The organism is Streptomyces sp. enrichment culture, assembly GCF_964272855.1.
Taxonomy (GTDB): Bacteria; Actinomycetota; Actinomycetes; order Streptomycetales; family Streptomycetaceae; genus Streptomyces.
Window position 1 is genome coordinate 4,176,178 of record NZ_OZ186847.1, and the last position, 25,496, is coordinate 4,201,673.

Annotated in this window: 24 protein-coding genes; 15 read left to right on the plus strand and 9 right to left on the minus strand. The window is 70.9% G+C overall.

Annotated features, from left to right (window positions below; all coding sequences use genetic code 11):
- Positions 1-197 precede the first annotated feature (197 nt).
- The 3 genes from ACSU6L_RS18050 (at position 198) to ACSU6L_RS18060 (ending at position 4,417) form a co-directional block, all read left to right on the plus strand.
- On the plus strand, positions 198-2,069 hold the full coding sequence (locus tag ACSU6L_RS18050; RefSeq protein ID WP_437058068.1) for a VWA domain-containing protein: 1,872 nt from the start codon (positions 198-200) through the stop codon (positions 2,067-2,069).
- 159 nt (positions 2,070-2,228) lie between these two features.
- Positions 2,229-3,947 carry a methionine--tRNA ligase gene (metG, locus tag ACSU6L_RS18055; RefSeq protein ID WP_437058070.1) on the plus strand — a complete coding sequence of 573 codons (1,719 nt, stop codon included), beginning with the start codon at positions 2,229-2,231 and terminating at the stop codon, positions 3,945-3,947.
- A 104-nt stretch (positions 3,948-4,051) separates the two neighbouring features.
- A complete protein-coding gene (locus tag ACSU6L_RS18060; RefSeq protein ID WP_437058072.1) occupies positions 4,052-4,417 on the plus strand; it encodes a PH domain-containing protein in 366 nt (121 codons plus the stop codon).
- Positions 4,418-4,425: 8 nt separating this feature from the next.
- Here ACSU6L_RS18060 and ACSU6L_RS18065 read toward each other — a convergent pair whose 3' ends face one another.
- Positions 4,426-4,653: a DUF397 domain-containing protein gene (locus ACSU6L_RS18065; RefSeq protein WP_437058074.1), complete on the minus strand. Its 228-nt coding sequence runs from the start codon at positions 4,651-4,653 to the stop codon at positions 4,426-4,428.
- Positions 4,650-5,525 (minus strand): helix-turn-helix domain-containing protein, encoded by an 876-nt coding sequence (locus tag ACSU6L_RS18070; RefSeq protein WP_437058076.1) that lies wholly within the window; start codon positions 5,523-5,525, stop codon positions 4,650-4,652. Before ACSU6L_RS18070 ends, ACSU6L_RS18065 begins: the two co-directional genes overlap by 4 nt.
- A gap of 157 nt (positions 5,526-5,682) precedes the next feature.
- Between ACSU6L_RS18070 and ACSU6L_RS18075 the strand changes: the two genes are divergently transcribed.
- Both ACSU6L_RS18075 and ACSU6L_RS18080 read left to right on the plus strand, forming a co-directional pair.
- Positions 5,683-6,228 (plus strand): ATP-binding protein, encoded by a 546-nt coding sequence (locus tag ACSU6L_RS18075; RefSeq protein WP_437058078.1) that lies wholly within the window; start codon positions 5,683-5,685, stop codon positions 6,226-6,228.
- 144 nt (positions 6,229-6,372) lie between these two features.
- Entirely contained in the window at positions 6,373-7,239 is an 867-nt protein-coding gene (locus ACSU6L_RS18080) for a helix-turn-helix domain-containing protein (RefSeq protein WP_437058080.1), read from the plus strand.
- Positions 7,240-7,497: 258 nt separating this feature from the next.
- Here the strand turns inward: ACSU6L_RS18080 and aspS are convergent, their stop codons facing one another.
- The gene (gene aspS, locus ACSU6L_RS18085) at positions 7,498-9,261 is read right to left on the minus strand and encodes an aspartate--tRNA ligase (protein ID WP_437058082.1); all 1,764 of its coding nucleotides are present in this window, start codon (positions 9,259-9,261) and stop codon (positions 7,498-7,500) included.
- Positions 9,262-9,411: 150 nt separating this feature from the next.
- Between aspS and ACSU6L_RS18090 the strand changes: the two genes are divergently transcribed.
- A complete protein-coding gene (locus tag ACSU6L_RS18090; RefSeq protein ID WP_437058083.1) occupies positions 9,412-11,571 on the plus strand; it encodes a SpoIIE family protein phosphatase in 2,160 nt (719 codons plus the stop codon).
- Here ACSU6L_RS18090 and ACSU6L_RS18095 read toward each other — a convergent pair.
- Positions 11,523-12,587 (minus strand): AI-2E family transporter, encoded by a 1,065-nt coding sequence (locus tag ACSU6L_RS18095; protein WP_437058085.1) that lies wholly within the window; start codon positions 12,585-12,587, stop codon positions 11,523-11,525. The genes ACSU6L_RS18090 and ACSU6L_RS18095 overlap by 49 nt on opposite strands.
- A gap of 146 nt (positions 12,588-12,733) precedes the next feature.
- Between ACSU6L_RS18095 and ACSU6L_RS18100 the strand changes: the two genes are divergently transcribed.
- Complete coding sequence (locus ACSU6L_RS18100; RefSeq protein ID WP_437058087.1) at positions 12,734-13,711, plus strand: pirin family protein; 978 nt, start codon at positions 12,734-12,736, stop codon at positions 13,709-13,711.
- A 69-nt stretch (positions 13,712-13,780) separates the two neighbouring features.
- On the opposite strand, the gene ACSU6L_RS18105 is transcribed toward ACSU6L_RS18100, so the two are convergent.
- Complete coding sequence (locus ACSU6L_RS18105; protein WP_437058089.1) at positions 13,781-14,254, minus strand: SseB family protein; 474 nt, start codon at positions 14,252-14,254, stop codon at positions 13,781-13,783.
- 162 nt (positions 14,255-14,416) lie between these two features.
- Here ACSU6L_RS18105 and ACSU6L_RS18110 point away from each other — a divergent pair, with 162 nt between their 5' ends.
- The 4 genes from ACSU6L_RS18110 to ACSU6L_RS18125 all read left to right on the plus strand — a co-directional run bounded on the left by ACSU6L_RS18110 (position 14,417) and on the right by ACSU6L_RS18125 (position 18,737).
- On the plus strand, positions 14,417-16,243 hold the full coding sequence (locus ACSU6L_RS18110) for an acyl-CoA dehydrogenase (protein WP_437058091.1): 1,827 nt from the start codon (positions 14,417-14,419) through the stop codon (positions 16,241-16,243).
- A 111-nt stretch (positions 16,244-16,354) separates the two neighbouring features.
- Positions 16,355-17,659 carry a M18 family aminopeptidase gene (locus tag ACSU6L_RS18115; protein ID WP_437058093.1) on the plus strand — a complete coding sequence of 435 codons (1,305 nt, stop codon included), beginning with the start codon at positions 16,355-16,357 and terminating at the stop codon, positions 17,657-17,659.
- Positions 17,660-17,742: 83 nt separating this feature from the next.
- Positions 17,743-18,000, plus strand: coding sequence for a DUF6458 family protein (locus ACSU6L_RS18120; RefSeq protein WP_073944863.1), 258 nt, complete (start codon positions 17,743-17,745; stop codon positions 17,998-18,000).
- Positions 18,001-18,038: 38 nt separating this feature from the next.
- Entirely contained in the window at positions 18,039-18,737 is a 699-nt protein-coding gene (locus ACSU6L_RS18125; protein ID WP_437058095.1) for a hypothetical protein, read from the plus strand.
- A 44-nt stretch (positions 18,738-18,781) separates the two neighbouring features.
- On the opposite strand, the gene ACSU6L_RS18130 is transcribed toward ACSU6L_RS18125, so the two are convergent.
- Positions 18,782-19,168 carry a cupin domain-containing protein gene (locus ACSU6L_RS18130; protein ID WP_437058097.1) on the minus strand — a complete coding sequence of 129 codons (387 nt, stop codon included), beginning with the start codon at positions 19,166-19,168 and terminating at the stop codon, positions 18,782-18,784.
- A 52-nt stretch (positions 19,169-19,220) separates the two neighbouring features.
- Here ACSU6L_RS18130 and ACSU6L_RS18135 point away from each other — a divergent pair, with 52 nt between their 5' ends.
- Together ACSU6L_RS18135 and ACSU6L_RS18140 are read left to right on the plus strand one after the other, a co-directional pair.
- The gene (locus ACSU6L_RS18135; RefSeq protein WP_437058099.1) at positions 19,221-20,216 is read left to right on the plus strand and encodes a GlxA family transcriptional regulator; all 996 of its coding nucleotides are present in this window, start codon (positions 19,221-19,223) and stop codon (positions 20,214-20,216) included.
- Positions 20,213-20,716: an LURP-one-related/scramblase family protein gene (locus ACSU6L_RS18140; protein ID WP_437058101.1), complete on the plus strand. Its 504-nt coding sequence runs from the start codon at positions 20,213-20,215 to the stop codon at positions 20,714-20,716. Before ACSU6L_RS18135 ends, ACSU6L_RS18140 begins: the two co-directional genes overlap by 4 nt.
- Before the next feature lie 21 nt (positions 20,717-20,737).
- Here ACSU6L_RS18140 and ACSU6L_RS18145 read toward each other — a convergent pair whose 3' ends face one another.
- Positions 20,738-21,532, minus strand: coding sequence for a carbon-nitrogen family hydrolase (locus ACSU6L_RS18145; protein WP_437058103.1), 795 nt, complete (start codon positions 21,530-21,532; stop codon positions 20,738-20,740).
- A gap of 210 nt (positions 21,533-21,742) precedes the next feature.
- On the opposite strand from ACSU6L_RS18145, the gene ACSU6L_RS18150 reads away from it, so the two are divergent.
- Together ACSU6L_RS18150 and ACSU6L_RS18155 are read left to right on the plus strand one after the other, a co-directional pair.
- The gene (locus tag ACSU6L_RS18150; RefSeq protein WP_437058105.1) at positions 21,743-22,567 is read left to right on the plus strand and encodes a maleylpyruvate isomerase family mycothiol-dependent enzyme; all 825 of its coding nucleotides are present in this window, start codon (positions 21,743-21,745) and stop codon (positions 22,565-22,567) included.
- Entirely contained in the window at positions 22,564-23,334 is a 771-nt protein-coding gene (locus ACSU6L_RS18155) for an SAM-dependent methyltransferase (RefSeq protein WP_437058107.1), read from the plus strand. The genes ACSU6L_RS18150 and ACSU6L_RS18155 overlap by 4 nt, the downstream gene beginning before the upstream one ends.
- Positions 23,335-23,353: 19 nt before the next feature.
- On the opposite strand, the gene ACSU6L_RS18160 is transcribed toward ACSU6L_RS18155, so the two are convergent.
- Positions 23,354-24,655 carry an MFS transporter gene (locus ACSU6L_RS18160; RefSeq protein ID WP_437058109.1) on the minus strand — a complete coding sequence of 434 codons (1,302 nt, stop codon included), beginning with the start codon at positions 24,653-24,655 and terminating at the stop codon, positions 23,354-23,356.
- Positions 24,652-25,302, minus strand: a complete 651-nt coding sequence (locus ACSU6L_RS18165; RefSeq protein ID WP_365508627.1) for a GntR family transcriptional regulator — start codon at positions 25,300-25,302, stop codon at positions 24,652-24,654. Before ACSU6L_RS18165 ends, ACSU6L_RS18160 begins: the two co-directional genes overlap by 4 nt.
- Positions 25,303-25,496 lie beyond the last annotated feature (194 nt).

Here is a 25,496-nt window from a genome sequence, read left to right on the forward strand (position 1 = left end):
TCCCCTGGATTCCAGCGCCACGGACGCTAGGAGCACGTTTGTGCGGGAGCGGGGCCAGAGCGTGAACGGGGAGTGAACCCACAGTGGCTGTAGTGAGCCCTTGACACCCCTCAAGATCGCCACCAGAGCCCGCTAACCTTACGTGTCCGTCGTGGCCAGGGATTGACGGGCTACAACTCACGCGAAGGGTTGCGCACATGGGCATTCTCACTCTCCTGCGGAACGCATTCGGCCGATCCCGCAAGCCACGCCAGGCCGAGCCGGAGGGTGCCACCCAGGAAACTCCGGCAACCTCGGAAGCGCCGCCGGTCCAGGAAGCTGCCCCGGCAGAACGGGAAACCCCGGCACGCCAGGAGGCCCCGGCCCCGAAGGAAACCCCGGCAGGCCAGGAACCCCCGGCAGGCCAGGAACCCCCGGCACGCCGGGAGACCCCGGCCCCGAAGGAAACCCCGGCGCCCACAGCCCCGGACCCCCGCCCGACCGCCGAGGAACACGAACTCGTCGCCGCGGCCTTCGACAATGTGACGGTCCCGAGGCCGCCGCAGGGGGAGGAGACGGCGGGGGCGGACACGACGCCGGGGACCGAAAAGCAGACACCGGTCGAGGAGACGCCGAGGCCGGTTGAGACGCCGGGGGCGGAGGAAAAGCCGAAGGCCGAGGAGCAGACGCCGGTCGAGGAAGCGCCCAAGGCCGAGGAGACGCCGAAGGTCGAGGAGCAGACCTCGGTCGAGGAGCAGACCTCGGTCGAGGAGACGCCGAAGGCCGAGGAGCAGACCTCGGTCGAGGAGACGGCGGAGGCCCAGGAGACGCCGAAGGCCGAGGAGACGCCGCAGGTCGAGGAGACGGCGGAGGCCCAGGAGACGCCGAAGGCCGAGGAGACGCCGGAGCCGGAGGAGACGGCGAAGGCCGAGGAGACGCCGGGCGAGGAAGGGTCCGTGGCGACGGAGGCCCCTGAGGCAGAGGAGGCCCCGAAGCCGGAGCAGGAGCCGCAGCCCGCGCCGGAGCCGGAGGCGTCGGCGAACCCCGAGCCGACCGCCGAGGTGATCACCCCTGAGCCGGAAGCACCGGCGGAGCCCGAAGCGACCCCGGCCGCCGAGGCGACCCCTGAGCCGGAGACGGCCACCGAGCCGGAGGCTTCAGCGGAGCCCGAGCCGACCCCCGCCCCGGAAGTCACGGCGGAGCCGACGCCAGCCGCCACCCCCGAGCCCGCAGCCGCCGACGGCGAGCCCGCCCCGCAGGGGCCACCCGCACCCGACGACGAAACCGTCACGGGTGGTGCGGGTGGGAACACCACGGCCGAAGGCGAAGCCGAGGCCGACACCACCCCCGAACCGGAACCCGCATCCGCAACCGCGACCGCCGACGCCGACGCCGACGACAACGCCGAGGCCGACACAAAGCCCACCCCCGCCCTCCCCCTCACCCGCCTGAAGTCCCGCGCCCCCGCCCTCACCACCGCCTACAAGGCGGCCGGCGCCGCCCTCAAGAAAGCCGACCTCACCGGCACCCGAGCGAAGCTCTACCTCGTTCTCGACCGCTCCGCCTCCATGCGCCCGTACTACAAGGACGGCTCCGCCCAGGCCCTCGCGGAGCAGACCCTCGCGCTCGCCGCTCACGTGGACCCGGAGGCGACGGTCCACGTCACGTTCTTCTCCACGGAGCTGGACGGCACCGGCGAGCTGACCCTCTCCGACCACGAGAACAAGATCGACGAGCTGCACGCCGCCCTGGGCCGCATGGGCCGTACCAGCTACCACGTGGCCGTCGAGGATGTCCTCGCCCACCACGACAAGACGGCCGGCGCGGACACCCCCGCCCTTGTGATCTTCCAGACCGACGGCGCGCCGGACGCGAAGACCCCGGCGACCCAGGCCCTGACCGCCGCCGCGAGCAGCCACCCCCACATCCACTTCGCCTTCGTCGCCTTCGGTGAGCACGACAACAAGGCCTTCGACTACCTGCGCAAGCTGAAGTCGGACAACGCGTCCTTCTTCCACGCGGGCCCGGCCCCGCGAGAGCTGACGGACGCCGAGCTGTACAAGGGCGTACTGGCGGGCTGGCGCCCGTAGAACCGCGCCTCGAACCCCGCCTCGAACCCCGCCTCGGCCTCACGCCCGAAGGGCCGCCCCTTCCCACCCCTCAAAACGGGAAGCGGGCGGCCCACCCATGTCGGCTACGATTTCAAGGTTCGCAACAGACAAGAACACCGACCTGGGAGCAGCCCCCCGATGGCTCGACACCTCATCACCAGCGCCCTTCCGTACATCAACGGGATCAAGCACCTGGGCAACATGGTGGGGTCCATGCTCCCGGCGGACGTGTACTCCCGGTACCTCCGCCAGCGCGGTCACGACGTCCTGTACATCTGCGCGACGGACGAGCACGGCACGCCCGCCGAGCTGGCCGCGAAGGAGCAGGGCCTGCCGGTCGACGAGTTCTGCGCGCAGGCGCACGACGCCCAGAAGGCCGTCTACGACGGTTTCGCACTGGCGTTCGACTACTTCGGCCGCAGCTCCAGCGCCCAGAACGTGGAGATCACCCAGCACTTCGCGCGCAAGCTGAACGAGAACGGCTTCATCGAGGAGCGCGCCATCCGGCAGGTGTACTCCCCCACCGACGGCCGCTTCCTCCCGGACCGCTACGTCGAGGGCACCTGCCCCCACTGCGGCTACGACAAGGCCCGCGGCGACCAGTGTGAGAACTGCACCCGTGTCCTGGACCCGACCGACCTGATCGACCCGCGCTCGGCGATCTCCGGCTCCACGGACCTCGAGGTCCGCGAGACCAAGCACCTCTTCCTCCTCCAGTCCAAGCTCCAGCACGAGGTCGAGGCCTGGGTGGCCCGCCACGAGGACGACTGGCCGCAGCTGGCCTCCTCCATCGCCCGCAAGTGGCTGAACGAGGGCCTGCACGACCGCGCCATCACCCGTGACCTGGACTGGGGCGTCCCGGTCCCCGCGGACACCTGGCCGGACCTGGCGGCGGAGGGCAAGGTCTTCTACGTCTGGTTCGACGCCCCGATCGAGTACATCGGCGCGACGAAGGAGTGGGCGGACCAGGACCCGGAGAACCGGCACTGGAAGTCCTGGTGGTACGAGGCGGACGACACGGTCCGCTACACCGAGTTCATGGCCAAGGACAACGTCCCGTTCCACACGGTCATGTTCCCGGCGACCGAGCTGGGCGTCCGCGAGCCGTGGAAGAAGGTCGACTACGTCAAGGCCTTCAACTGGCTGACGTACTACGGCGGAAAGTTCTCCACCTCCCAGAAGCGCGGTGTCTTCACCGACCAGGCGCTGGAGATCCTGCCCGCCGACTACTGGCGCTACTTCCTCATCGCCAACGCCCCGGAGTCGGACGACTCGTCGTTCACCTGGGAGCACTTCACGGCGACGGTGAACAAGGACCTGGCCGACACCCTGGGCAACTTCGTCAACCGAGTCCTCTCCTTCTCCAAGAAGCGCTTCGGCGAGGAGGTCCCGGCGGGCGGCGAGCCCGGCGAGGCGGAGGCCCGCCTCGGCGAGGAGATCGCCCGGCTCCTGGCGGAGTACGAGGAGCACATGGAGGCCCTCCAGTTCCGCAAGGCCGCCGCTGCGCTCCGCGCCCTGTGGTCCGCGGGCAACTCCTACCTGGAGGAGAAGGCCCCCTGGCTGGAGATCAAGACCGACAAGGAGGGCGCGGCTCTCACCCTGCGGACCGCGATGAACCTCATCCACCTGTACGCGGTGGTCTCCGAGCCGTTCATCCCGGCGACCTCGGCGGCCATGCGCGGCGCGTTCGAACTGGCCGACGACACGGCGTCCTGGGTCACCCCGGAGGAGGCCCGCGCGCTGACCGCCGTACCGGTCGGCACGCCGTTCACGGTGCCGCCGGTGCTGTTCGCCAAGCTCACGGACGACGACCTCGCCGCGTACAAGGAGCGCTTCGGCGGGGAAACAGCCGCGTAACAGCTCGCCCACCAGCTCTTCTCGGCCCCCCTGCGCAGCAGGTATACCTGGCCAAGATCACATGAAGTCCGTTCATGTGACATTCGAGTGGGGGGTCCACTTTCATGGCTCTTTTCGGTAACGCGCACGCGATCGACCCGGCACAGGCCGCGCAGGACTACGCCCGGCTGCTGGGCCAGGGGGAGCAGGTGCACGCCGCCTACCTGCTGATCCGCGACACCATCCTGTTCACGGACCGGCGGCTGATCCTGGTCGACAAGCAGGGCATCACCGGCAAGAAGGTGGAGTACCACTCCATCCCGTACCGCAGCATCACCCACTTCGCGGTGGAGACCGCCGGCACGTTCGACCTCGACGCCGAGCTGAAGATCTGGCTGTCGGGCAGCTCGATGCCGATCGAGAAGACCTTCACCAAGGGCGTGGACATCTACGAGGTGCAGGCCATCCTCACCCAGTTCGTGGCGCGGTAAGGGCGCGGTCAGTCGAGGGGCGGGCTTACGGACGCGCAGTACGTCACGAAGTCCGCCCACACCTCCGACGCGAGGGCGAGGCGGGGGCTGGCGTCCTGGTACTTGGAGTCGCGGACGTGGACGGTGCCGGGAGTGGTGGCGACTTCCACGCAGGAGTTGCCGTCGCCGCTGCTGCTGTAGCTGCTTTTGAACCACGCCAGCGCGGAGCTGTCCTCGGTGGTGGGGTTGCCGCTCATGTTTCTCCAAGCATCTGCTCGATGAAGGCCCGCGACTCTCGGGGCGTGAGCGCCTGGGCCCGGATCATGCTATAGCGCAGGTCAAGGATGCGGATCTGCTTCGGATCGGTCACGGGCCGACCGTTGAACGCCCCCTCTGAGCGCCCTACAGCCGTACCGTCCGAGAACTTCAGCACCTCGATCAGACCACCCGTGCCGAAGTGGTCCTCGACGTCTGTCGGCATCACTTGGATCGCCACGTTCCTCAACTCCCCCAGCTCAAGCAAACGTTCGAGCTGCCGACGCCACACCATTTTGCCCCCGACCGGTCGCCGAAGCGTCACCTCTTCCTGGACAAAGCTGAGCGTCGGCGCAGGTGACCTCTCGAAGATCGAACGGCGAGCCATGCGCGCGGCCACCATGCGCTCCGTCTCCTCATCCGAGTAGGCGGGGAGCCACACACCGAAGAGCGCCCTCATATGCTCCTCGGTCTGCAACAGACCTGCGATGTTGCTGTCCTCGTACACCCCGATCTCGACCGCCCGCGCCTCCATCTGTGCCAGGTCCCGCACCTTCTTCAGGTACCGGACCCTCGCCACGTCCTCCTTCATCGCCGAGAGCAACCCGCCCGCCCCCAGCACCTCGTCCGCCCTGTCCAGGAACTCGGGCCGGGGAATCCGCTTACCGCTCTCGATCTTGTAGACGAGGTCCTCGCCGTACCCCACGGCCTTCCCGAAGTCTCCGGCCCGCATCCCCACCGCCTCGCGCCGGAGCTTCAGCTGCCGCCCCACGGTGGCCACAACAGCCACGCCCCACTCGTCGTCCGGGTCCACCTCCCACCCCGGCTCGTCAGCCTCGGTCCTCAGCCGCCGAACCTCGCCGTCCACCGACATGCGCGCCCCTCCGTCGTACCGCCTCGTACCAGCCACGGCCCTACCCGTACGCACCGCCCCGACAAGCCCGGACACCACCGGACAACGGCCGGACAGTCACCGTACGCAACCGCGGCATCACTCCTCACGGTAGGCGCACTCGGCCACGCTGAGTGATGTGATCCAAAAACTCCCCCAACCCGGCGCCCCCATCCGCCACTTCGACGTCCTGCTCTCCCCCACTCCCCGAGGTGCCCGCCTCGCCCGGCTGCTCGCCACCGAGCAACTGCGCGCCTGGGGACTGCCTTTGGACCCGGCGCGACTCATCGTGGCCGAACTGGCCAACAACGCCGCCACCCATGGCCGCGTCCTCGGCCGGAACTTCCAGCTCCTGCTCTACGTGGTCGGCGGGACCCTCCGCATCGAGGTGACGGACACGCGCGGTGACCGGCTGCCTCGCCTCCAGCCCGACGATCCCGCCGAGGAAGCCGGCCGTGGCCTGACCCTCGTGGCGGCCCTCGCCGACCGCTGGGGAGCCGCCCACGGCCTGCCACCCCGCAAGACGGTATGGGCCGAACTCACCCTGCCATCGGGCGAATCACCGGCACCTGACTGCCCAGTCTCCGGTCTGACCTGCGCTCCCTATGCACTGCCCACAGGGGAGAAAGCACCCCACCAAGCCCCACCCCTCCCTCCCGCCGGGCAAACTCACTCCCGCGAGTGAATATGCCCAACTCGGCTGGATTCGGGCCCGGTTGCCTGCCTTACGCTCACCGAAGCAAGATCCGACCGCAGACATGAGACGGCCCCCGCCGGGAGTAGCGATCCCTGCGAGGGCCTGACCACCGAGGAAGAGAAGAGCTTCCCGATGGACACCGAAAACCCTAGCGCGGCCCCGTGCGCCCAGTCCCGTATCCCGGGCAAAAACCACCCCGACGGGCAGCGGACCGCCGGCGTCGTCCACGACCACGTCCGCCACACCGAGAATTTCACGGTGATCGGCAACGACCTGGCCCAGCACGCGGAGCTGTCCCTGCTCGCCATCGGACTGGCCTGCTACATCCAGTCGGTACGGCCGGGCACCGCTGTCGACATCAAGACCCTCGCCGCCCGCTTCCCCGAGGGCCCCACCCGTATCGCCGCCGCCCTGCGCGAGCTGGAAGCCCACGGCTACCTCCGCCGCACCCGCGAACGCACCCCCACCGGCCGGATCGTCACCCGCACGGTCTCCTGCAACAGGCCCGGACACCGCGCCGCCCGGGAGGCGGCCTCCCGCGGGCCCGCCCGGCGTACGGCCCCCGACGAGCCCGCGCCACGCAAGCGCCTCCCCGCCGTCCCCCAGCCGTCGTGCCCCTCGCCCACCCTGCTCCAGACGGCCGTCGACGTCCTCTCCGGCCTGCGCCGCCACGACCCCCGCCTGCTGCTGTCCGCCACCGACGCCGAACACCTCGCCCCGGGCGTCGCCGCCTGGCTGGACCGCGACCTGACCCCCACCGCCGTACGCCACGCCCTCACCGGGAACCTCCCAGCGGAACCCCTGATCCGTCCGGCCGCCCTCCTCGCCCACCGCCTGGCCGCCCAGCTGCCGCCCCCGCCACCGTTCCGGCCCCCGGCCTCACCGGCCCCCGAGCCCCGCCACCCCCTCCAGACCTGCGACGGCTGCGACCGCGCCTTCCGCTCACCGACCCCAGGACTCTGCCGTGACTGCAACACACGCCTCGTCACCACTGCCTGAGACCCTTCTGTCCCGTTCTCTTCCGGCAGGCCGGATACTCTGGCCAGTGCGAGAACAATCTGGAGCATGAAGACCCGGACGTCGCACGGGAAGCCCTCCGCGAGCTGAGCGCGGTCCTCGACGAGGCCCTGATCGGCATCCCCGTCTACGCCGTCTTCGACCCCCGCACCGGAACCGGCATCGCCGAGTCCCGACGCTCCTCCCAGAAAAGCCGAAGGGCGCCCGGGAACACCCGGGCGCCCTTCGGCTTTCGGCCGCCTACTTCGGCTGCGGCTTGCGCACCGACAGGTGCAGCTCCTTCAGCCGCGCCTCCTCCAGCTCGGTCGGCGCGCCCATCATCAGGTCCTGGGCGTTGCCGTTGAGCGGGAAGGCGATGGTCTCGCGGATGTTCGGCTCGTCCGCGAGGAGCATGACGATGCGGTCGACGCCGGGGGCGATACCGCCGTGCGGCGGGGCGCCGAAGCGGAAGGCGCGCAGCATGCCGGCGAACTTCTCCTCGACCGTCTCCCGGTCGTAGCCCGCGATCTCGAAGGCCTTCAGCATGATCTCCGGCTCGTGGTTCCGGATCGCGCCGGAGGACAGCTCGACGCCGTTGCAGACGATGTCGTACTGCCAGCCCAGGATGTCCAGCGGGTCCTGGGTCTCCAGGGCCTCCAGGCCGCCCTGCGGCATGGAGAACGGGTTGTGCGAGAAGTCGATCGCGCCGGTCTCCTCGTCCTTCTCGTACATCGGGAAGTCGACGATCCAGCAGAAGCGGAAGACGTTCTCCTCGAAGTGCCCGGCGCGCTTGGCGGCCTCGACCCGCACCGCGCCCATGATCTTCGAGACCTCGTCGAACTCGCCCGCGCCGAAGAACACGGCGTGACCGGCCTCCAGGCCGAGGCGCTCGGTGAGGACCTTGACGTTCTCCTCGGTGAGGAACTTGGCGATCGGGCCGGACAGCTGGCCGTCCTCGCCGACGCGCACCCAGGCCAGGCCCTTGGCGCCGAGCGTGATCGCGAACTCGCCGAGCTGGTCGAAGAACTTGCGGGGCTGGTCCTGGACGGCCGGGACCGGCAGCGCGCGCACGTGCTTGCCGGCGAACGCCTTGAACTCGGACGCCTCGAAGACGTCGGTGATGTCGACCAGCTCCAGCTGGGCGCGCAGGTCCGGCTTGTCGGAGCCGTACTTCAGCATCGCCTCGCGGAACGGGATCCGCGGGAACGGCGAGGTGACGTGGCGGCCGCCGCCGAACTCCTCGAACAGCTCGGTCATCAGCTGCTCGATCGGGCGGAAGACGTCCTCCTGCTCGACGAAGCTCATCTCGACGTCGAGCTGGTAGAACTCGCCCGGCGAGCGGTCGGCGCGGGCGTCCTCGTCGCGGAAGCAGGGCGCGATCTGGAAGTAGCGGTCGAAGCCGGAGATCATCAGCAGCTGCTTGAACTGCTGCGGGGCCTGCGGCAGGGCGTAGAACTTGCCCGGGTTCAGGCGGGAGGGGACGACGAAGTCGCGGGCGCCCTCGGGGGAGGTCGCGGACAGGATCGGCGTCGCCATCTCGTTGAAGCCCAGCGCCGTCATCTTGTGCCGGATGGCGGAGATGACCGCCGTACGCAGCATGATGTTGCGGTGCATGCGCTCGCGGCGCAGGTCGAGGAAGCGGTACTCGAGGCGGCGCTCCTCGTTGACGCCGTCCTCGGTGTTGATGGTGAAGGGCAGCGGGGCGGCGGCGCCGAGCAGCTCGACCTCGCCGACCTCGACCTCGATCTCACCGGTGGGCAGGTCCGGGTTCACGTTCTCGGTTCCACGTGAAACAACCTTGCCGTCCACTCGGACCGTGGACTCCTTGGAGACCTTGTCCAGCGCCTCGTAGGCGGACGTGCCGGGTCGGGCGACCAGCTGCGTGATGCCGTAGTGGTCGCGCAGATCGATGAAGAGGATGCCGCCCAGGTCGCGCCGATTGTGCAGCCAGCCACTCAGCCGGACGTCGGTGCCGACGTCAGAGGCGCGGAGCTCGCCGCAGGTGTGGGACCTGTACCGATGCATCGTCGTTCATCCAGTCTTCGCGGATCGGGAATCTCCGGGGCCCGGTGCCCGGACTTCCCCAGGGTACCGGCCGCTCCCGGATCGTCCGGCCCCATTACCGGCGTCCCCCTTCGGTGGCAGCGTCCCACGGCACCTTCTTAAAGTGGGGCAATGCGTACTGGTGAGCCCCTACCCGCCGTGGGGCAGGTTCTCGCCGCCCTCGCGACCGGCCTGTGGCACTGGGACACGGCCACGAAGCTGGTCAGAGTGGACGGCGAGGCCGCCCGGCTCCTCGGGCTGCCCGACGAGCCGACGACGCTCACGGAGGCCCAGGCCCGGTCCCGGCTGCACCCCGTCGACTGGAACGAGATCGTCAGCGTGGTCGGCCTGGCCACCGCCGAGGGCACGCTCGCCGAGGTGCGGGTGCGGATCATGGACGAGCGGGGGCACGTGGTGCGCACCGTCCGAAGCCGCTCGAAGCCGAGCTTCGACGCGGACCGCCGGGCGTACGTCATGATCGGCACCCTCCAGGAGGTCACCGAGCCCTCGCCGGGCACCCCCGCCGGCCGCAACGCGGTCACCGGCGACTGGCGGCGCTCCCGGGAGGCGTTCCTGCTGGACGCGGGCCGGGCGCTGGCCGAGGCACGGTCCACGGCCGAGGTGCTGCGGGTCGCGGCGGGACTGTCGATGCCGGGGTTCTCACCGGACGGGCTGGCCGTCTTCGGCGTGGAGGGCGACCAGCTGACGATCATCGGCCACCACGGGCAGCGGCCCGGCGACGAGGGCCCCTTCACGCACATGGCGCTGGACACCGACTATCCGGCGGCGGAGGTGGTGCGCACCGGCCGCGCGGTGTACCTGTCCTCGCCCGAGCAGTACAAGAGCCGCTATCCGCTCACCTGGCCGCTCGCCCAGCAGTTCGACCGCCGGTCGTGGGCGTTCCTGCCGCTGACCGTCGCGGGGCGCACGATGGGCGCCTGGATGGCCGCCTTCACGTATCCCGTGCGGTTCACGCCCGACGAGCGGTCGGTCCTCACCACCGTCGCCCGGATGCTCGCCCAGGCGCTCTCCCGGGCCGGCACCGCCGAGAGCGAGCGGGAGCTCACCGACGGGCTGCAGCGCTCCATGCTGCCCACGCTCGGCCCCGAGATACCCGGCATGAACGTGGCCGCCCGCTATGTGCCGACCGGTGGCGGACTCCAGGTCGGCGGCGACTGGTACGACCTGATCCCGCTGCCGTCCGGGCGGTTCGCGCTGGTCATCGGCGACGTCCAGGGCCACGACGTGCGCGCGGCCGGCCTGATGGGCCAGCTCCGGATAGCCCTGCGCGCCTACGCCTCCGAGGGCCACCGGCCCGACGCCGTCCTCTCCCGGGCCTCCCGCTTCCTGCACGGCATGTGCTCCGCCGCCGACGACCCCGGCGACCTGCGCTTCGCGACCTGCCTGTACGTCGAGGTCGACCCGCTGTCCGGCGTGCTGGACATCGCCCGCGCCGGGCACCCCGACCCCGCCGTCCGGATGGCCGACGGCACCGTGCTGACGCGGCCCACCGCCGGCGGACTGCCCCTCGGCATCGACCCGGACGCCGACTACCCCACCACCCGGCTCGCCCTGGAGCCCGGCGAGACCATGCTCATCTGCACCGACGGCCTCATCGAGACCGGCGGCCACGACCTGGAGAGCGGCTGGAAACGCGTCCGCGCCATCCTGGAGCAGCACGACGGCGATCTCGAAGCCCTCGCCGACTCCCTGGTCCAGGCGGTGCACGGCCCCTCCTCGCACCACACCACCGGCCCGCTCGCCGACCGCCGCGAGGACGACATCGCCGTCCTGCTGCTGTGCCGCAAGGGCGCGGGCTTCGGCTGCGGCTCCGCCGACGGGAACGGCGCGGCCACCGCGCGGCCGCCCGTACGGCGCACCATGCTGACCGTCGCCCAGGCCGAACCGGAGCGGATCGCGGTGGCGCGGCAGCATCTGCGGGAGCTGCTCCACGACTGGGCGTCCGACGACCAGGTCGACTCGGCGGTCCTGCTGCTGTCCGAGATGCTGACCAACGTCCTCGTGCACACCGACACCGACGCGCTGCTGGTCGCGGAGGTGACCGGCACGGGTGGCGGCCGGCGGATGCGGGTGGAGGTCACCGACGTCAGCGACGACCTGCCGCACAAGCGCAGGCCCGGGGAGCTGGCCTCCTCCGGGCGCGGGCTGATGCTCATCGAGCTGCTGGCGCACGAGTGGGGGGTCGACCCGCGCGGCGAGGGCAAGAGCATCTGGTTCGAGATCTACGAGTCCGACGAGGGCGTCGAGGGCGCCGAGGCGGAGGTGGCGTAACGGGCGCGCAGCTCGTGGACGACACCGAAGGCGGCGGCGGTCAACGGTACGGCGAGCAGCATCCCCAGGATCCCGGCGACGGACGCGCCGGCGGTGATCGTGAGCATCACCACCGCCGGATGCATCTGCACGGTACGGCTCTGGACCAGCGGCTGGAGCACATGCCCCTCCAGCACCTGCACGGCGAGCACCACCCCCAGCGCCCACAGCGCGATCACGAACCCCCGGTCGGCGAGCGCGACGAGCACGGCGACGGCGCCGGAGAGGAAGGCGCCGAGGTAGGGGATGTACGCGCCGACGAAGACGAGCGCGCCGAGCCCGGCGGCTCCCGGCACCCGCAGCACCAGCAGTCCGACGGTGATGCACAGCGCGTCGATGAGCGCGATCAGCGTGGTCCCGCGCATGAACCCCTCGACGGCCTGGTAGGCGCGCCGCGCCATGGCCTCCAGGGTGTCGGCGGTGGTGTGCGGGGAGAGGGAGCGCAGGGTGCCGACGGCGAGGTGGGAGTCGCGCAGGAAGAAGAAGACCAGCAGCAGCGCCAGCACGGCCATGGCGATGCTCTCGCCCACCACGCTCACCCCGCTGATCACTCCGGAGGCCGCCGTACCGCCGAACTTGCCGAGCAGTTCCCGCGCGTTCGACGCGAGGTCGTCCAGCGAGGTCCCGGCCGCCCCGAAGTGCTCGGCGATCCCGCGTGCCGCCTGCCTGAGCGAGCGGACGATCTGGTCGCCGCTGTCGATGAGGGCGGCGACGACGATGTAGACGGCCCCGCCGACCACGGCGACGACCGCGACGCAGGTGAGCCCGGCCGCCACGGAACGGTTGACCCGCGCCTTGACCAGCCGCCGGTGGAACGGTCCCAGCAGCGCCGTCCCGAGCAGGGCGAGCAGCACCGGCACGACGGCCGTACGGAACTCCACACACAGCCGGACCCCGATGTAGCCCACGCCGGCGACGAGCAGGACGACGGCGCACCAGGCGGCGAGCCGGCGCACGGGGTCGGGGAGGAGGTGCACGTCTACCAGCGGATCACGACCACGCCGGGCTGTCCCGCGCGGACGGCCGGCCGGGGGAATGCGCGCCCGGCGTCCGCTGTTGGAGGTGGCAGAAAGTTCAACGCTCAACTAAAGTAGGACGCACGTCGCCCGAGGAGGTAACGACCATGCCCGCAGTGACCGTCGAGAACCCGTTGACGCTGCCCCGCGTAACCGCACCCGCAGACGCCGTGGCACGTCCCGTGCTCACCGTCACCACCGCGCCCAGCGGTTTCGAGGGCGAAGGCTTCCCGGTGCGCCGGGCGTTCGCCGGCATCAACTACCGCCATCTCGACCCGTTCATCATGATGGACCAGATGGGCGAGGTGGAGTACGCGCCGGGCGAGCCCAAGGGCACCCCCTGGCACCCCCACCGCGGCTTCGAGACCGTCACCTACATCATCGACGGCATCTTCGACCACCAGGACAGCCAAGGCGGCGGCGGCACCATCACCAACGGCGACACCCAGTGGATGACGGCGGGCTCGGGCCTCCTCCACATCGAGGCCCCGCCGGAGCACCTGGTCGTGTCCGGCGGTCTCTTCCACGGCCTCCAGCTGTGGGTGAACCTCCCCGCCAAGGACAAGATGATGGCCCCGCGCTACCAGGACATCCGCGCCGGGAACGTCCAGCTGCTCACCTCCCCCGACGGCGGCGCGCTCCTGCGCGTCATCGCCGGAGAACTCGACGGCCACGCGGGCCCCGGCATCACCCACACCCCGATCACGATGATCCACGCGACGCTCGCGCCGGGCGCGGAGATCACCCTCCCGTGGCGGGAGGACTTCAACGGCCTCGCGTACGTCCTGGCGGGCAAGGGCGCGGTCGGCGCCGAACACCGCCCGATCCACTCGGGCCAGACGGCGGTCTTCGGCACGGGCTCCTCCCTCACCGTCCGCGCCGACGAGAAGCAGGACTCGCACACACCGGACCTGGAGGTCGTACTGCTGGGCGGACAGCCGATCCGCGAGCCCATGGCCCACTACGGCCCGTTCGTCATGAACACCAAGGACGAACTCATGCAGGCGTTCGAGGACTTCCAGAAGGGCCGCCTGGGAACGATCCCCGCGGTCCACGGAATGACGGCGGAGGGCCCGCAGGCCTGAGAAGGCCGGTAAGGCACGACAAGGCCCGAAGCCGCAAGTTCCCGTTGCGGCTTCGGGCCTTCGCCGTGCCTAGCCCCCGTACATCCGCCGCATCGCGAACTCCACCATCTCCTCCACGGCCTTCGCGTCGAAGACGATCCGGTGTTCGCCCTCCATGTCGAGGACGAAGCCGTAGCCGGTGGGGAGGAGGTCGATCACTTCCGCGCCGGTGATGACGAAGTACTTGGACTCCTTGCCCGCGTAGCGGCGCAGTTCCTTCAGCGAGGTGAACATGGGGATCACCGGCTGCTGGGTGTTGTGAAGGGCGAGGAAGCCGGGGGTGTCGCCGCGGGGGCAGTAGACCTTGGACGTGGCGAAGATCTGCTGGAAGTCCTCCGCGGTCAGCTGCCCGGTGGTGAAGGAGCGGACCGCGTCGGCGAGGGAGGGCGGGGACGGCTCCGGGTACAGCGGCGACTGCTGGCCGTAGCCCCCCGCGCCGGGCATCTGCTGCTGCGGCGGGGCGTACTGCTGCTGCGCTCCGGCGCTCTGGTCGTAGCCGTACATGCGGGTAAGGGTATCGACCGCCGCAGAGGGCTGAGTCACAGATGGCCGGTTCGGGGTTGCGTCTTATTACTGACGGGTAGCATCATCGTAGCTACTTGTTGGTACGTGAATTAGGTGCGAGGAGCCAGTGCCTCGCCGATCTCTCTCTACGGAGCCGTCGCCATGGGGCACTACAAGTCGAATCTCCGCGACATCGAGTTCAACCTCTTCGAAGTACTCGGGCGCGACAAGCTGTACGGCACCGGCCCGTTCGAGGAGATGGACACCGACACCGCGAAGAGCGTCCTCGAGGAGCTGACGCGCCTCGCGGAGAACGAGCTGGCCGCGTCCTTCACGGACGCCGACCGCAACCCGCCGGTCTTCGACCCGGAGACGAACACCGCGCCGGTCCCGGAGTCCTTCAAGAAGAGCTACCAGGCCTTCATGGACTCCGAGTACTGGCGCCTGGGCCTGCCCGAGGCCATCGGCGGCACGACCGCCCCGCCGTCGCTCATCTGGGCGTACGCGGAGCTGATCCTCGGCTCGAACCCGGCCGTGTGGATGTACTCCTCCGGCCCGGCGTTCGCCGGCATCCTCTTCGACGAGGGCAACGAGGTCCAGAAGCAGATCGCGCAGATCGCCGTCGAGAAGCAGTGGGGATCCACCATGGTCCTCACCGAGCCCGACGCGGGCTCCGACGTCGGCGCCGGCCGCACCAAGGCCGTGCAGCAGGAGGACGGCTCCTGGCACATCGAGGGCGTGAAGCGCTTCATCACGTCCGGTGAGCACGACATGTCGGAGAACATCCTCCACTACGTCCTCGCCCGCCCCGAGGGCGCCGGCCCCGGCACCAAGGGCCTGTCCCTCTTCCTCGTCCCGAAGTACCTCTTCGACTTCGAGACCGGCGAGCTGGGCGAGCGCAACGGCGTCTACGCCACCAACGTCGAGCACAAGATGGGCCTGAAGGCCTCCAACACCTGCGAGATGACGTTCGGCGACCGCCACCCCGCCAAGGGCTGGCTGATCGGCGACAAGCACGACGGCATCCGCCAGATGTTCCGCATCATCGAGTTCGCCCGCATGATGGTCGGCACGAAGGCGATCTCCACGCTGTCCACCGGCTACCTGAACGCGCTGGAGTACGCCAAGGAGCGCGTCCAGGGCCCGGACCTGGCCAACTTCATGGACAAGGCCGCGCCGAAGGTCACCATCACCCACCACCCGGACGTGCGCCGCTCGCTGATGACGCAGAAGGCGTACGCGGAGGGCATGCGCGCGCTCGTCCTCTACACGGCCTCCGTGCAGGACGCCATCGCCGTCAAGGAGGCGAACGGCGAGGACGCCTCCGCCGAGCACGCGCTGAACGACCTGCTCCTGCCGATCGTGAAGGGCTACGGCTCCGAGAAGGGCTACGAGCAGCTCGCCCAGTCGCTGCAGACCTTCGGCGGCTCCGGCTTCCTGCAGGAGTACCCGATCGAGCAGTACATCCGCGACTCCAAGATCGACACCCTGTACGAGGGCACCACGGCCATCCAGGGCCAGGACTTCTTCTTCCGGAAGATCGTCCGCAACCAGGGCGCCGCGCTGAACTCCCTCGCCGAGGACATCAAGAAGTTCCTCGCCCTCGGCACGGGCGGCGAGGCCCTGTCCGGCGCCCGCGAGCACCTGGCGAAGGCGGCCGTCGAGCTGGAGGCGATCGTCGGTCTGATGCTGACCGACCTCGCGGCCACCGAGAAGGACGTCAAGAACATCTACAAGGTGGGTCTGAACACCACCCGCCTGCTGATGGCCTCCGGTGACGTCATCGTCGGCTACCTGCTGCTCAAGGGTGCCGCCGTCGCCGCCGAGAAGCTGGAGTCGGCCCCCGCCAAGGACCAGGCGTTCTACACCGGCAAGATCGCCGCGGCGAAGTTCTTCGCGGCCAGCGTCCTGCCCGGCGTGACCCTGGCCCGCAAGGTCGCCCAGGGCGTCGACCTGGACCTGATGGAGCTGGACGAGGCCGCCTTCTGAGGCACCCCTGAGGGGCACCCCCCGAAAGCCTCGCGGAACTCCACACCGTCCTCACGTCAGCCCGCTCCCTTCACCGGGAGCGGGCTTTCGTCCGTCGTTAAGGTGAACCCCATGAGCGAACCCCCCCGCTTCGACCGCGGCCACACAGACGACCTGATGTCCTTCCTGGCGGCCAGCCCGTCGCCGTACCACGCGGTGGCGAACACCGCCGAGCGGCTGGAGAAGGCAGGCTTCAGGCAGGTCGCGGAGACGGACGCCTGGGACGGGACGAGTGGCGGCAAGTACGTGCTGCGCGGTGGCGCGATCGTCGCCTGGTACGTCCCCGAGGGCGCCGCCCCCCACACGCCGTTCCGCATCGTCGGCGCCCACACCGACTCCCCCAACCTGCGCGTCAAGCCGCTGCCCGACAGCGGCGCGCACGGCTGGCGCCAGGTGGCCGTGGAGATCTACGGCGGCCCGCTGATGAACTCCTGGCTCGACCGCGACCTGGGCCTGGCCGGCCGGCTCACCCTGCGGGACGGCTCGACCCGCCTGGTGAACGTCGACCGCCCGCTGCTGCGCGTCCCCCAGCTGGCGATCCACCTGGACCGCGCGGTCTCCGCCGACGGCCTGAAGCTCGACAAGCAGCGCCACATGCAGCCCGTCTGGGGGCTCGGTGACGACGTCCGCGACGGCGACCTGATCGCCTTCCTCGAGGAGGCCGCCGGACTGCCCAAGGGCGAGGTGACCGGCTGGGACCTGATGACCCACTCCGTGGAGGCGCCGGCGTACCTCGGCCGGGACCAGGAGCTGGTCGCGGGCCCCCGCATGGACAACCTGCTGTCGGTGCACGCGGGCACGGCGGCGCTCGTCGCAGCGGCGACCGGCCCCGGTGCCGCCGACCTGCCCTGCATCCCGGTGCTGGCCGCCTTCGACCACGAGGAGAACGGCTCCCAGTCGGACACCGGCGCCGACGGGCCGCTGCTCGGCAACGTCCTGGAGCGCTCGGTGTTCGCGCGCGGCGGATCGTTCGAGGACCGGGCGCGCGCCTTCGCCGGCACGGTCTGCCTGTCCTCCGACACCGGCCACGCCGTCCACCCCAACTACGCGGAACGGCACGACCCGACGCACCACCCGCGGATCGACGGCGGACCGCTCCTGAAGGTGAACGTCAACAACCGCTACGCCACGGACGGTTCGGGCCGCGCGGTGTTCGCCGCCGCCTGCGAGAAGGCGGGCGTGCCCTTCCAGTCGTTCGTCTCCAACAACTCCATGCCGTGCGGCACGACGATCGGCCCGATCACCGCCGCCCGGCACGGCATCCGGACCGTCGACATCGGCGTGGCCATCCTGTCGATGCACAGCGCGCGCGAGCTGTGCGGGGCGAAGGACCCGTATCTGCTGGCGAACGCGCTGGTGGCGTTCCTGGAGGGATGACCCGGCGTGGACGCCGCCCACCGGGGTACCCGTCGTCGACCGGAAGCACCGGAAACACCGGACCGGACAGGAGGCGACAACTCATGGGCCTCGGCGGGTGCATCATCCTCATCGCCGTGGGAGCCATCCTCACGTTCGCGACCGACTGGGACATGGAGGGGGTCAACCTCGACCTGGTCGGCATCATCCTGATGATCGTCGGACTGATCGGTGTGACGACGTTCAGCAGCATCGCGCGGCGCCGGCGGGTGGTGGTGCCACCGACGACACCCGTCGTCGACGAGGAGCCCCACCACCACCATCACCGGCGGGACGGCTACAGCGACGGGTACGGCGTGTAGCGGAACACGACGAGCGACACCAACGGGGGGAGCGGCGGTTGGCCGGGGACGGGAACGAGACGGGGCGGCCCGCCCGGGAGTTCATGGCCCTGCCGGGGCGTACGGAGGACCGGCGGGAGCTGTTCTCCCGGTGCGTGGCCGACGTCGTCCGGGTCCTCGGGCTCGGCGTCGCTCCCGGCCCCGGAACCGATGACCGGCGGGTCTGGGAGCGCCGCGTCCGGACGGCACTGCGTGAGGCCTGCCAGAGAGGCACGACCCTCTCCGACGAGGCCTTCGACGTGCTGCTCCGGGCGGCGGTCCACGACCCCGACCCCAGCTTCAACCGGCACTTCCTGGAGCCGGTGCTGAACGCGTTCGGCCGGGTGCGCGTCCAGTCCGCCCTGCTGGCCTGCCTGCGGACGGGCACGGATCTCGAACGGGCGGGGGCCGCGCGGGCCTGGTACTGGTCGGCGCTGCCGCCGAGAATGCCCGGCGTACGGGCGGAGAACCCGGCCGCCGGACCGGCCCCGCCCGACGCCGACCCGGCCGTGGTGGCCGAGTGGAACGAGGCGGCTCTGCGCGAGTTCGTAGGCAACGAGCACCTGGACGTCCGGCGCTGCGTCCTTCCCGTCCTGCCGCTGCGCAAGTCGGCCTACCCACCGGAGTTGCACGACCTGGTGGACACGGCGGTGGCGACGGCCCGGTCCCACCCGGACGACTACATCCGCCACCGCGTGGAGCACCAGGTGGGCGACTGACGCTCCGGCCCGCCGCGAGCCCGGCATGATCGGCGAGACGTCCCCTAGGCCAGCGAGTGTCCCGTCGTCGCGTCGACGTGTTCCGGGACCGGGTCGTGACGGTCGCCGACCGTCAGGGTGCCGGTGGGTTCGAAGAGCAGGATCTCCGTGGGGACGGGGGCGTAGGGCTTGTGCTCGGTGCCTCGGGGGACGGTGAAGACGGAGCCCTTGGGCAGGACGACCGTGCGTTCGCCCGCCGGTTCGCGCAGGCCGATGTGGAGTTCGCCGGTCAGGACGAGGAAGAACTCGTCGGTGTGGTGGTGCGTGTGCCACAGGTGCTCGCCCTCGACCTTCGCGACACGGACGTCGTAGTCGTTGACGGAGGTGACGATGCGGGGGCTCCACTGCTGCGTGAAGGACGCGAGGGCCGTGGTCAGCGAGATCGGTTCCATGCGGTCATCGTGCGGGGCTGCGGGCCCCGGGCACGAGTGATAGGAATCGCATGTGCCGCAAGGATCCTCTCAACCACATCGGGTCGCCGTGATCGTCGACGAGGGCACGAACCCCTTCGAGGTGGGTGTCGCGACCGAACTGTTCGGCCTGCCGCGGCCCGAGCTGGGGCTTCCGCGGCCGCTGTACGAGGTGACGCTGTGCGCGCCCTCACCCGAGGTGCGGATGAACCACGGCTTCTTCCGTATGACCGGCGTGCCCGGACTCGACGCGGTGGACGGCGCCGACACCCTCGTCGTCCCCGGCCGGCCGGACAACGTCGTCCCCCGCGCGGCGCCCGTCCTGGACGCCATCCGCCGCGCGCACGCGCGTGGCGCCCGCGTCGTCAGCTTCTGCACCGGCAGCTTCGCGCTCGCCGAGGCCGGTCTGCTGGACGGGCGGCGGGCCACCACCCACTGGATGTGGGCGGACGCCTTCCGCGACCTGCACCCCGAGGTGCTGCTGGAGCCCGACGTGCTGTTCGTCGACGAGGGCGACGTCCTGACCGCCGCCGGCAGCGCGGCCGCGCTCGACCTGGGGCTGTATCTCGTACGACGGGACCATGGCGCCGAGATCGCCAACGCCGTGTCCCGGCGCCTCGTCTTCGCCGCCCACCGCGACGGCGGCCAGCGGCAGTTCGTGGAGCGCCCGGTTCCGGACGTGCCCGACGAGTCGCTGGGACCGCTGCTGGCGTGGGCCCAGGAGCGGCTGGCGGAGCCGCTGACGGTGGCCGGTCTCGCCGCCCGCGCGGCCGTGTCGCCGGCCACCCTGCACCGGCGCTTCCGCGCGCAGCTCGGCACGACACCGCTCGCCTGGCTGACGGGCGAGCGGGTGGCGCTGGCGTGCCGGCTGATCGAGCGCGGGGAGGAGCGGCTGGACGTCGTGGCCGCGCGGAGCGGCCTCGGGACCGCCGCCAACCTGCGCGTCCGGCTGCGCCGGGAGACCGGGCTCAGCCCCTCGGCCTATCGACGGCGTTTCGGGACGGCCGCCGGGGAAGCGCTGGTGACATGAGATACCTCGTACGCGACCGGCTCCTGGGCTTCGGTGACGACTACTGGATCGAGGACGAGCACGGCGCCAAGCAGTTCCTCGTCGACGGCAAGGCCCTGCGGCTGCGGGACACCTTCGAGCTGAAGGACCCCGACGGACGGGTCCTGATCGACATCCGCGAGAAGATGCTCGCGCTGCGCGACACCATGCTCATCGAGCGGGACGGCGAAGCCCTGGCGACGATCCGCCGCAAGCGGCTGTCCCTGCTGCGCAACCACTATCGGGTGACGCTGGTCGACGGCACGGAACTCGACGTCAGCGGGAAGATCCTCGACCGGGAGTTCGCCGTCGAGTACGACGGTGAGCTGCTCGCCGTGATCTCGCGCCGCGTGCTGCACCTCCGCGACACGTACTGCGTGGACGTGGTCCGCGAGGACGTGGATCCGGCGCTGCTGATCGCGGTGGCGGTGTGTGTGATCGAGCTGGCGGAGAAGCAGGGGGACGACGACCGGGGGGACTGACCGCCGCCGTGCCGGCCGGCCTCAGCGGCGGGGTGTCCCCAGCCCCAGAACCCGGTCCTTCAGCGCGGGGAACTGATCCCGTGTCACCGCGACCTTGCCGGGGTCGAACTCCACCGTGAGGACCTGCTCGCCGGGGCCCGCCTCCGCCAGGACCTCGCCCCAGGGGTCGACCACGATCGAGTGACCGGCCTGGGGAACTCCCGCGTGCGTCCCGGCCGTTCCGCAGGCGAGGACGTACGCCTGGTTCTCCACCGCCCGGGCCTGGGCGAGGAGGGTCCAGTGGGAGCGGCGGCGTTCCGGCCAGCCCGCCGGGATCACCAGTGTCTCCGCCCCGGCGTCCACCAGTCCGCGGAACAGCTCGGGGAAACGGAGGTCGTAGCAGGTGGCGACGCCCAGTGTCGTCCCGGGAAGACGGACCGTCACCAGCTCGCCGCCCGCGCCCATCAGCACGGCCTCGCCCTTGTCGAAGCCGAAGCGGTGGATCTTGCGGTAGGCGGCGGCCAGCTCACCGGAGGGGGAGATGACGAGAGACGTGTTGTAGAGGGTGCCCTCGGGATCGCGCTCGGGGACGGAGCCGGCGTGCAGCCAGACACCCGCGTCGCTCGCCGCCTCGGCCATCGACTCGAAGGTCGGTCCGTGCAGGGTCTCCGCCTCGCGGCCGAAGTCCTCGTACGCGAACGCGCCGGTGGTCCACAGCTCGGGCAGGACGACGAGGTCCGCGCCCGCCTGTTCACGCACCAGGGAGGCGGCTCTGCGCCGACGGGCGTCGACCGATTCGCCCTCTTCTACGGCGATCTGGATCAGAGAGGCGCGCACACTACCACCGTCCTGGCATTCGAGCCGTCCACTAGGGCGTCCCCACCGGCGTCCACTCAGGCCTACGATCGTCACACGAAAGGCCTGCCGGGGTGCCTGGGAGCAGCGTAACTTAGCGGTTCAAGACACCCGTCGACCGCAGCCGCCACCTCCCACTGGCAACGCCGCCACCACCTGCCCGTGTACCGACCGCCGAGGGGTCCTGTTCCCGTGAGTCTGCATCCCACCCTCCAGCCCTACGCCGACGCCTGGACCCACTCCATCGAAGCGATATCCGAGCTGGTGCAGCCGCTTGTGGAGGCCGACTGGAACCGGCGTACGCCCTGCCCGGGCTGGTCGGTGCGCGACATCGTGTCCCACGTCATCGGCCTGGACTGCGAGATGCTGGGCGATCCGCGGCCCATCCACACCCTGCCGCGCGACCTGTTCCACGTCACCAACGAACACCAGCGGTACATGGAGATGCAGGTCGACGTGCGCCGTCACCACACGGCGCCGGAGATGACCTCGGAGCTGGAGTACACGGTCATCCGCCGCAACCGGCAGCTGCGCAACGAGTCCCGCGACCCCTCGGCGAAGGTGCGCGGCCCGCTCGGCGCGGAGCTGACGCTGGAGGAGTCGATGCGCCGGCACGCGTTCGACGTGTGGGTGCACGAGCAGGACCTGCGCACCGCCCTCGGCCGCCCCGGCAACCTGGACTCGCCGGGTGCCCACGTCGCCCGTGACGTGCTGCTGGCGGCGCTGCCGGACGTGGTCGCGGTCAAGGCGGAGGCGCCGCGCAGCTCCGCGATCGTCTTCGACGTGCACGGGCCCGTCGAGTTCCTGCGCACCATCCGCGTCGACATCCAGGGCCGCGGCACCCTGGAGACCGCGCCCGCGCTGGGCCCCGCCGCCACCCTCACCCTCGACTGGGAGACGTACGTCCGGCTCGCCTGCGGCAGGGTGAGCCCGGAGGCCGCCGCGGACCGGGTGAAGCTGGAGGGCGATCCGGATCTGACCGCGGCGATCCTGCGCCACTTCGCGGTGACACCGTGACCGTCCCCGAGGCGGTTGGCCCGCCCCGGCTGACCCGGCTGACCTTCCACAACCCGCTCTCCGAGGCCCGCGCGGCCACGCTCGTGGGGCGGTTGTCCACGCTCTCCCCCGCCACCGTGCTGGACCTGGGCTGCGGCTGGGCCGAGCTGCTGCTGCGGGTCCTCGCCGCCGTCCCGGGCGCCACCGGCACCGGCGTCGACATCAACCGCGGCGACCTCGACCGGGCCCGCCGCGCGGCGGCGAGCCGGAACCTCGCCGAGCGGACGGCGTTCGTCGAGGAGTCCGCCGTGGGCACCCGGCGCGGGCCCGCCGACCTGGTGCTGTGCGTCGGGTCCAGTCAGGCGCTGACCGACGTCCGGCCGCCGGGGCATCTGCCGACGGCGCTGCGCGCCCTGCGCGAGCTGGTCGCCGACGACGGGCGGGTGCTGCTCGGCGAGGGCTTCTGGCAGCGGACGCCGACCGCCGCCGAGCTGTCCGGGATGTGGCCGGGCGCCTCGGCCGACGACCACCCGGACCTGGGCACGCTGGTCGACCTCGCGATCGAGGCGGGGTTCCGCCCGGAGTACGTGGAGACGGCGACCCTCCAGGAGTGGGAGGAGTTCGAGTCGGCGTACCAGGCGGACGTGGAGGTGTGGCTGGCCCGGCACCCCGGGCATCCGCTGGCGGACGCGACCCGCGAGCAGGTCGACCGGCACCGGTCCCAGTGGCTGCACTACCGGGGTGTGCTGGGCCTGGCCTACCTCACCCTCGTGCCGGTGGTCCGCTGACGGCGCGCGAGGGCCCGGCTCACGCTGGTACGTGCACCGTCTCCACCCGGCTCGCCACCAGCCGCTCCCGTTCCCGGCGGGCCGCCCGGCCGCGCAGCCGCAGGATCTGGCTGATGCCGAGCGCCTGGAGCACGAAGACGGCGGAGAAGGCGACGGTGTAGTCGTCCCCGGTGGCGTCCAGCAGCACCCCGATCGCGAACAGGGTCGTCATCGAGGCGATGAAACCACCCATGTTGGTGATTCCGGAGGCGGTGCCCTGACGCTCCGGCGGGTTCGCCGGCCTGGCGAAGTCGAAGCCGATCATGGAGGCGGGCCCGCAGGCCCCGAGCACCGCGCACAGCACCACCAGCAGCCACATCGGCGCCCGCTCGCCCGGCCAGGCCAGGGTCACCGCCCACAGCAGCGCCGTCGCACCGACCGTGCCCAGCGCGAGGGGCAGCCGCGCCCCGTGGTGCCGGGCGACGATCTGGCCGTAGACCAGTCCGATCGCCATGTTCGACAGCACCACCAGCGTCAGCAGCTCACCGGCCGCCGCGCGGGACAGGCCCTGCGCCTCGACCAGGAACGGCAGACCCCACAGCAGCAGGAACACCATCGCCGGGAACTGGGTGGTGAAGTGCACCCACAGGCCGAGCCGGGTACCGGGCTCGCGCCAGGACGTGACGATCTGCCGGCGCACGTAGGCCGCCCCCTGGTGCGGGACGGGTTCCGGTTCGTGGCCCTCCGGGTGGTCCTTCAGGAAGAGCAGCAGCAGGACGAGGACGACGACTCCGGCGAGCGCGCTGCCCGCGAACGCCTGCGTCCAGCCGATGCCGTGCAGCAGCCGGGCGAGGACGAGCGTGGAGACCAGGTTGCCCGCCATGCCGACGAGCCCCGCGAGCTGCGCGATCAGCGGACCGCGCCGGGCCGGGAACCAGCGGGTGCCGAGCCGCAGCACGCTGATGAACGTCATCGCGTCACCGCAGCCCAGCAGCGCCCGCGAGGCGAGCGCCATGCCGTACGACTGGGAGTACGCGAAGCCCAGTTGTCCGGCCGTGAACAGCACGACCCCGATGGTCAGCACCTTCTTGGTGCCGAGCCGGTCGACGAGCAGGCCGACGGGGATCTGCATCCCGGCGTAGACCAGCAGCTGGAGGATGGAGAAGGTCGACAGGGCGGAGGCACCCACGTCGAAGCGGTCGGCGGCGTCGAGGCCGGCCACCCCCAGCGACGTACGGAAGATGACGGCGACGAAGTAGACGGCGACGCCGATCGACCAGACGGCGACCGCGCGGCGGCCGCCGGGCGGATCGCCCGGCAGTGCTGTGGCAGGTGCGCTCATCGGACCTCACCCCGCGCCAGGTGCGAGAACCAGCCGACGTGCCGGTGGACGACCGCGACGGCCGCCTCGGCGTCGCCGGAGCGCAGCGCGTCCAGGATCTCCTCGTGTTCGTCGAGGTTCTTGGCGATGCGGTCGGGATGGGAGTGCATCACGGCGACGCCCATCCGCAGCTGGCGGTCGCGGAGCTGGTCGTAGAGGCGGGAGAGGATGTCGTTGCCGCCGCTGCGGACGATCTCGGCGTGGAAGCAGCGGTCGGTGACCGCGACGGCGGCCAGGTCCCCGGCGGCGGCCTGTTCCTTCTGCTGGGCGAGCAGTTGCTCCAGGCGGGCGACGAGTCCGGGCGGCGCGGGGACGGCCTTGCGGGCGGCGTGCTCCTCCACCAGCAGGCGCGTCTCGACGACATCGGCGATCTCCTGCGCGGAGACCGGCAGCACCAGGGCGCCCTTCTTCGGGTAGAGCTTGATCAGCCCCTCGGCCTCCAGCCGCAGCAGCGCCTCACGCACCGGCGTGCGCGAAACCCCGACCGCCTCGGCCAGCTCGCCCTCGGTGAGCAGCGTCCCGCCTTCGTAGCGGCGGTCCAGGACACCGTTCTTGACGTGGGCGTACACGCGGTCGGCGGCGGGCGGTTGCTTCACGGCCATGGTCATGCCGACAGGATAGATACAACACGTACCCATGAGGGGGAACGTCCAACATCCGGACGTACAGCCCGCCGCCCTCCCCGACTCACAGGCTTTTCCGGGCCCGCGTACAACCCTTCGCGGTAGTCACGAGTCACACAGGTGCGGCCCCCCTCTCTGCGCCAGCTCTGCACCAGGCAGATCTGTCAACCCGGCCGCAC